The organism is Verminephrobacter aporrectodeae subsp. tuberculatae At4 (genome assembly GCF_000193225.1).
Lineage (GTDB): Bacteria > Pseudomonadota > Gammaproteobacteria > Burkholderiales > Burkholderiaceae_C > Acidovorax > Acidovorax aporrectodeae.
In genome coordinates, this window is sequence record NZ_AFAL01000710.1 from 1 (window position 1) to 7,302 (window position 7,302).

Sequence of the window (7,302 nt, forward strand, 5' to 3'; positions counted from 1 at the left end):
GGGGCGCACCGCCGTGGTCGAGGTGATGCTGAACACGCCGCTGATCTCCAACCTGATCTTCCGGGGCGAAGTCGCCGAGATCAAGGAGATCATGAAGAAGAACCGCAACCTCGGAATGCAGACCTTCGACCAGGCGCTGTTCGATGCGTATGAACAGAACGTGATCAGCTACGAGGACGCGCTGCGCAATGCCGACTCGGTGAACGACCTGCGCCTGCAGATCAAACTCAACAGCCAGCGCGCCAGGTCCCCCGACCTGGCCGCCGGCACCGAACACCTGGGGATCGTCTGACCCCGCTGCCCACCACCCTGCGGCGCGGTCCCTTTCCCCTTCCCCCCTTCCCATTTCTCCCCGCAACGGACCTGTATTCATGCCAAGCACCAACCCGCGCAACTACGACGCCACGCCCTCGCGCAAGACCGCCTTCCTGGGACTGGGCGTCATGGGCCATCCCATGGCCGGCCACCTGGCGTTGGCGGGCCATGCGGTCACCGTCTACAACCGCACCGCGGAAAAATCCGCAGCCTGGTGCGCCGAATACGCCGCCACCCAGACCGTGATCCATGCGCCCACGCCGCGCGCGGCGGCGGCGGGCGCGGACATCGTTTTCTGCTGCGTGGGCAACGACGACGACCTGCGCAGCGTCACCCTGGGTGCCGACGGCGCGTTTGCCGGAATGCGGCCCGGGGCGGTCTTCGTGGACCACACCACGGCGTCCGCCGAAGTCGCGCGCGCGCTCTGCGCGACGGCCCGGCAACAGGGTCTGGAGTTTCTGGACGCGCCCGTATCGGGCGGCCAGGCGGGCGCACAGAACGGCCTGCTGACGGTGATGTGCGGCGGCGACGCCGCGGCCTTCGACACCGTCCGGCCCGTGGCCATGGCTTTCTCGCGCGCCTGCACGCTGCTGGGCGCGAGCGGCTCGGGCCAGTTGGCGAAGATGGTGAACCAGATCTGCATCGCCGGGCTGGTGCAGGCCCTGTCCGAGGCCCTGGCCTTCGGTCGCAACGCCGGGCTGGACATGCAACAGGTGTTGCAAGTCATCGGCCAAGGCGCCGCGCAGAGCTGGCAGATGGACAACCGCGGCCAGACCATGGTCGACGGCCGGTTCGACTTCGGCTTTGCCGTGGACTGGATGCGCAAGGACCTGGGTCTGGTGCTCGACGAGGCCCGGCGCAATGGCTCGCGCGTCCCGGTGACGGCGCTGGTGGACCAGTTCTACGCCGACGTCCAGAAGATGGGCGGCGGCCGCCGGGACACGTCGAGCCTGATTCAGCGGCTGGGCTGATTTCCCGGCGGGGAGGGATCTCAGCTGCCGGTGGGCGCCGTGCCGTTGCCCTTGTCCACCGGCAAGGGCTGGGGCGCGATGCGCTGCAGCTCTTCTTCCGAAATGATCTCGAACACGCGCACCACCTTGCTCACGCCGCCCACGCCCCGGGTGATCTCGGTCGCGCGTTGCGCCTCGCGCGACGATACGCGGCCCATCAGGTAGACGACGCCGCGCTCGGTCACCACCTTGAAGGCATTCGCCGTGATGTCCTTGGCGTCCACGAAGCTGGCGCGCACCTTGCCCGTGGTGATGGTGTCGGTAGAGCGCTGGCCCAGCGTGCTGCCGGGCATGATGGCCAGGTCGTTCACCACCGAGCGCACGTTCTCCACCGCGGACACGATGCGTTCGGCGTTCTGGCGGTCCTGCGCGCTGGCGACCTCGCCGGTGAGCAGCGCCTGGCGGTTGAAGCTGGTGATGTTCACATGCGCGCTCTCGCCCAGGGCCTGGCGCAAGCGGCTCGCCGCGCGCAGTTCGATTCCTTCGTCTTCGATTTGCGTTCCGGTGGTGCGGCGGTCGAGCGCCATCACGCTGCCGACCACGGCGCCTCCGACGATCAACGGCGCGCAGGCCGACAGCGATGCGGCCAACGCTGCAAGGGCCAGCACGGTGCATGCGCTGCGGTGGATATGGTTCATGGTTTGCTTCATCATGGGAGAGTCTCCTGTTCACCAAGTAATTGCGTGTCCACACCGTCGCACAAACAGTGCAGCACGAGGGAATGGACTTCGCGCACGCGCGCCGCACGATCGTGCGGCACGTTGATCAATACGTCGGTCTCGCGCAGCATGGCCGCGAGCCTGCCGCCGCTGCAACCGGTCAGCAGCAGCACGCCCATGCCACGCTCCTGCGCCGCTTCGGCGGCCGTGAGCAGGTTGGCGTCGTTGCCCGTGACCGATAAGACCAGCAGCACGTCGCCCGCCTGGCCCAGGGCCCGCACCTGGCGGGCAAACTGTTGCGCCGCAGCGTTGCCGCTCGCCGCGGCGGTGAGCAGGGTGCTGTCGCAGGTCAGGGCCACGGCAGCCAGCTCGGGCCGCTCGCGCTCGAAGCCGGCGACGCAAAAGGCGGCGAATTGCTGGGCCTCGGCGGCCGATGCGCCGTTGCCGCAGGCCAGTACCTTGCCGCCGCTGGTCACGCAGGCCAGGATGGCTTGCACGGCGGCGGCGATGGGACGGCTCAGGGCTTGCGCGGCTTGGTACTTCAGGTCCGCGCTGTCGATGAAATGTTGTTGGATGCGTTGCAACTGCTCTGGCATGGCAGGCGATGATACCCGTTGCCGGTTGCGGCCGTGCGCTCAGCTGCGGCCATGCGCACTCGTCTGGCGCGCGGCGGGCGGACTCGGCGGCGCTGCGGGCAGCACGCGCAGCGCGCCTTGCGCGGCCAGCTTGTCACGCATGCGACGCGTCATGGACTGCGTGCTGGCGTCGGGCGCGGTAAACAGGAACAGCGTCGCTTGCGCGCTGGCCCAGGTGAGCTGGGTGCGCACCATGCGGCCGTGGGTCATGATCTCCACCCAGGCGCCGACCACGAAGCCGGCCAGCGGGTCCGGCGCCGGCTTTGCGCTGGCTGCTGGTGCGGCTTCCTCAACCTTAACCTCAACCAGGTGCGGTTGTTCCAACTGCCCGGTCGGGGCCACGCCCTCCATGGTTTCCAACGCCAGGTCCAGCGGATCGCCGGCCGGGCCGGGTTGCGGGCTCGCTGCTGCGGCCACGGGCGGCACGGCTGGCACCGACCCGTCGTTCGTGAACAGCGGGTGCGGGATGTCCAGGCTGAGCAGCGCTTCCTCGGCCGCTGCCGCAGCCTGCCCGGGGCCGCGGCCAGGGCTACCGGGGCCAGGCACCGGATGGCCGCCGCCAGCGCCGCCGCGCACACTGTCCGACGGCGTTGCGATGAGCATGTAGCTCACGGGTTGCACGCCCTGTTGGGACAGGCTCCGGGCGACTTTTTGGTATTCCTCGGCGAGCAGCCTGCCGAGCGGGGGGCACATCTGCTGGATCCATATCTGGCGGACTTCGCCGGACACGCCGGTCGCGTCCACCACCTGCTGCAGGGCGCGGATGTAGTTTTCCGGCCGCAGCGGATTGCGCTCGGGCTGCACACTGTGCAGGCCCTGCGCCGAACTGATCAGCGTGTCGAGCTCGCTGAGCTCCTCGTCGGTGGCGCGCAGGACGGATTGCCGGGCCTTGGAAAACTCCACCTGCGCCTGTATGACGTCCTCGCCCACGAGGGAGAGCTCGTCCAGGTCCGGCGCGCTGTCTTCGACCGCCGTCCGGTTCTTCGCGCCGGACGGGTTCTGGGCGCAGATTTCCGCCAGGGCCCGGGGGTAGCCCCCGACCAGGGCGGCCTCGTGCCGGTTCAGCAGGCGCAGGCTGTCATCGAGCAGGTCGCGTTGGCGGATATCGCGGTTCTGGGGCGCGTCGGCCGCCAGGACCTCTTGCGCGACCCTGAGCAGCTCCCGCACCAGGGCATCGCTCGCGCGCATGGCGTCGGCAATGCAGGCTTGGAAAGCGCTCATCGGACGCGTCGCAGTCTGGAACATAGGGGGCCCCAAGGATATCGGGAGCCACCCACCCATGGCAAGACCATCCCGGGGCTTTTTCCATTTCCCATGGCGCTGCGCCCCTGCCCACGCGGCGCATGCAACGGGCCTGGGGCTCTCCTGCGGAAGGAGTTACCCCAGGGCCTTGAAGCGCATGCGCCGGGGCTTTGCGCCCTCTTCGCCCAGGCGTTTCTTCTTGTCCGCCTCGTACTCCTGGTAATTGCCGTTGAAGAAGGTCCACTGGCTGTCGCCTTCGGCGGCCAGGATGTGCGTGGCGATGCGGTCGAGGAACCAGCGGTCGTGGCTGATGACCAGCACGCTGCCGGCGTATTCGAGCAGCGCGTCTTCGAGCGCGCGCAGGGTTTCCACGTCCAGGTCGTTCGAGGGCTCGTCGAGCAGCAGCACGTTGCCGCCCGCGATCAGCGTCTTCGCCAGGTGCAGGCGCCCGCGTTCGCCGCCCGAGAGCAGGCCGACCTTTTTCTGCTGGTCTGCGCCGTTGAAGTTGAACCGGCCTGCGTAGGCGCGGCTGGCCAGGGTGAACTTGCCGATGTTGATCATGTCCAGGCCGCCCGAGATGTCTTCCCAGACGGTCTTGTCGTTCGACAGCGCGTCGCGGTGCTGATCGACAAAGGCCATCTTCACCGTGGAGCCGATGACGACGCTGCCGCTGTCGGGCTGCTCGCGGCCCGCGATGAGCTTGAACAGCGTGGACTTGCCGGCCCCGTTCGGGCCGATGATTCCGACGATGGCGCCGGCGGGGATGCTCATGGACAGCTCGTCGATGAGCACGCGCTCGCCAAACGACTTGCTGACCTTGTGGAACTCGATCACCTGCGAGCCCAGGCGCTCGGCCACGGGGATGAAGATTTCCTGCGTTTCGTTGCGCTTTTGGTATTCGTGGTCGCTCAGCTCCTCGAAGCGGGCGATGCGCGCCTTGCTCTTGGCCTGGCGGCCCTTGGCGTTCTGGCGCACCCATTCCAGCTCCTTTTTCAGGGCCTTGGCGCGGGCCTCCTCGCCCTTTTGTTCGGACTCCAGGCGCGCCTGCTTTTGCTCCAGCCAACTGCTGTAGTTGCCCTTGTACGGGTGGCCGTGGCCCCGGTCGAGCTCCAGAATCCACTCGGCGGCGTTGTCCAGGAAGTAGCGGTCGTGGGTGATGGCCACCACGGTGCCGGGGAAGCGGTGCAGGAACTGCTCCAGCCAGTCTACCGATTCCGCGTCCAGGTGGTTCGTGGGTTCGTCGAGCAGCAGCATGTCGGGCTTGGACAGCAGCAGGCGGCATAGCGCGACGCGGCGCTTTTCACCGCCCGAGAGCACGCCCACCCGGGCGTCCCAGGGGGGCAGGCGCAGCGCGTCGGCGGCGATTTCGAGCTGGTGCTCGGAATCGGTTCCGGCGCTGGCGATGACGGCCTCCAGGCGCGCCTGCTCGGCGGCCAGCGCGTCGAAGTCGGCGTCGGGCTCGGCGTAGGCGGCGTACACCGCTTCGAGTTTGGCCTTCGCGGCAAACACTTCGCCCAGCGCTTCCTGCACGCTCTCGCGCACGCTGTGCCCGGGGTCGAGTTGCGGCTCCTGGGGCAGGTAGCCAATCCGGATCCCGGGCATGGGGATGGCTTCGCCCTCGATCTCCTTGTCCACGCCGGCCATGATTTTGAGCAGGGTCGATTTGCCCGATCCGTTCAGGCCGAGCACGCCGATCTTGGCGCCGGGAAAGAAGCTCAGCGAGATGTCCTTGAGGATCTGCCGCTTGGGCGGCACGGTCTTGGAGACACGATTCATCGAATAAACGTATTGGGCCATGGGGGTCTCGTTGCAAAAATGGGCGGCAAATCGCGCGTGCAAACTGCGCGTGCAAACCCGCAATTATCGGACCATGCGACAATACGCATCTGCGGCGGGCTCCAGTTGCCTGTCGCATCAGCACGCTGCTGGGGACCAAGGAAGCAGATTCCGGGCTCCCACCAAAACCCCATCGACCTGAGACTGGCTCGTCAACCCACCGGTTGTCACGACAGGCCGATACCCGGCGTCCCGGACGGGCGCATCCAAAACCATGACATTCGACGAACTGAACCTGGCTCCCGCCATCCTCAAGGCCGTACACGAAACCGGCTACGAAACCCCCACCCCCATACAAGCGCAGGCCATCCCTGCCGTTCTGCAGGGCCACGACCTTCTGGCCGGTGCGCAGACCGGCACCGGCAAGACCGCCGCGTTCACCCTGCCCATACTGCACCGCCTGTCGCTGAGCACCGCGCCGCGCAACAAGTTTGGCGGCAAGGGGATCCGCGCCCTGGTGCTGACCCCCACGCGCGAGCTCGCCGCGCAGGTCGAGGAATCCGTGCGCGAGTACGGCAAGTACCTGGACATCGACTCCACCGTGGTCTTCGGCGGCGTGGGGATGAACCCCCAGATCGAGCGCATGAAGCGCGGGGTGGACATCTTGGTCGCCACCCCCGGCCGCCTGCTGGACTTGCAGCAGCAGGGCTTCGTGGACCTGTCTGCCGTGCAGGTGCTGGTGCTCGACGAGGCGGACCGCATGCTCGACATGGGCTTCATCCACGACGTGAAGAAGCTGCTCGCGCTGGTGCCCCGGCAGCGGCAGAGCCTGCTGTTCTCGGCCACCTTCAGCGACGAGATCCGCGAGCTGGCCAGCGGCCTGCTGAAGGACCCGCAAAGCATTCAGGTCACGCCGCGCAACACCACCGTGCAGCGCATCGCGCAGGTGATCCACCCCGTGGGCCGGGGCAGGAAGAAGCAGGTGCTGCTGCACATCATCGAGCAGAACCAGTGGAGCCAGGTGCTGGTGTTCACGCGCACCAAGTTCGGCGCGAACAACGTCGCCGAATTCCTGAGCAAGAACGGCGTGCAGGCCATGGCCCTGCACGGCAACAAGAGCCAGGGCGCGCGCACCCAGGCGCTCTCCGGCTTCAAGAGCGGCACGCTGCGCGCGCTGGTGGCCACGGACATCGCGGCGCGCGGGATCGACATCGACGAGTTGCCGCACGTCGTGAACTATGAAATCCCCAACCTCCCGGAAGACTACGTGCACCGCATCGGCCGCACGGGCCGCGCCGGCGCCACGGGCCAGGCAGTGAGCCTGGTCTGCATGGACGAGGAGGGCTTCATGATGGCCATCGAGCGCTTTACCGGGCAGCAGATTCCCGTGCAGCTCATCGAGGGCTTTGGCCCCGAGCCGGGCGAGAAGGCCGAGCCGATTGCCATGGGTCGCCAGACCATCTGGGGCGGCGCGGGCCGGCCACCGAGCCGCGAGGTGATGCAGGCCGCGGCCAAGGCGGCGCGCAGCGAAATGCTCGAACGCATGCGCAACAACAAGACGGACCAGGGGGCTGACCAGGGCGAGCGCCGCCCGCGCCAGGCCGCCGGCGCTGCGAACCGTGGCGGGGGTGGGGGTGGCGGTGGCGCGGTGCGCGCAGCGGCGCC

The 7,302-nt window shown here is 67.9% G+C and carries 6 protein-coding genes and 1 pseudogene; 3 read left to right on the plus strand and 4 right to left on the minus strand.

Features of this window, described 5'->3' with window-relative positions; translation table 11 throughout:
• A pseudogene (locus VTU_RS28925) lies at window positions 1–292 on the plus strand (type IV pili twitching motility protein PilT); the annotation flags it as partial.
• Between the two features lie 79 nt (window positions 293–371).
• On the plus strand, window positions 372–1,286 hold the full coding sequence (locus tag VTU_RS0120260; protein ID WP_010107987.1) for an NAD(P)-dependent oxidoreductase: 915 nt from the start codon (window positions 372–374) through the stop codon (window positions 1,284–1,286).
• Between the two features lie 20 nt (window positions 1,287–1,306).
• Here VTU_RS0120260 and VTU_RS0120265 read toward each other — a convergent pair whose 3' ends face one another.
• From VTU_RS0120265 to ettA, 4 genes are all read right to left on the minus strand, one after another.
• Complete coding sequence (locus VTU_RS0120265) at window positions 1,307–1,978, minus strand: BON domain-containing protein (protein WP_010107989.1); 672 nt, start codon at window positions 1,976–1,978, stop codon at window positions 1,307–1,309.
• A complete protein-coding gene (locus VTU_RS0120270) occupies window positions 1,975–2,580 on the minus strand; it encodes an SIS domain-containing protein (RefSeq protein WP_010107991.1) in 606 nt (201 codons plus the stop codon). Before VTU_RS0120270 ends, VTU_RS0120265 begins: the two co-directional genes overlap by 4 nt.
• Window positions 2,581–2,619: 39 nt before the next feature.
• Complete coding sequence (locus tag VTU_RS35105) at window positions 2,620–3,840, minus strand: DUF1631 family protein (protein ID WP_010107993.1); 1,221 nt, start codon at window positions 3,838–3,840, stop codon at window positions 2,620–2,622.
• Between the two features lie 156 nt (window positions 3,841–3,996).
• Complete coding sequence (ettA, locus tag VTU_RS0120280; RefSeq protein WP_010107994.1) at window positions 3,997–5,658, minus strand: energy-dependent translational throttle protein EttA; 1,662 nt, start codon at window positions 5,656–5,658, stop codon at window positions 3,997–3,999.
• 253 nt (window positions 5,659–5,911) lie between these two features.
• Here ettA and VTU_RS0120285 point away from each other — a divergent pair.
• Window positions 5,912–7,302: DEAD/DEAH box helicase (locus VTU_RS0120285; protein ID WP_010107999.1), on the plus strand; the 1,391-nt coding region annotated here is incomplete at its 3' end.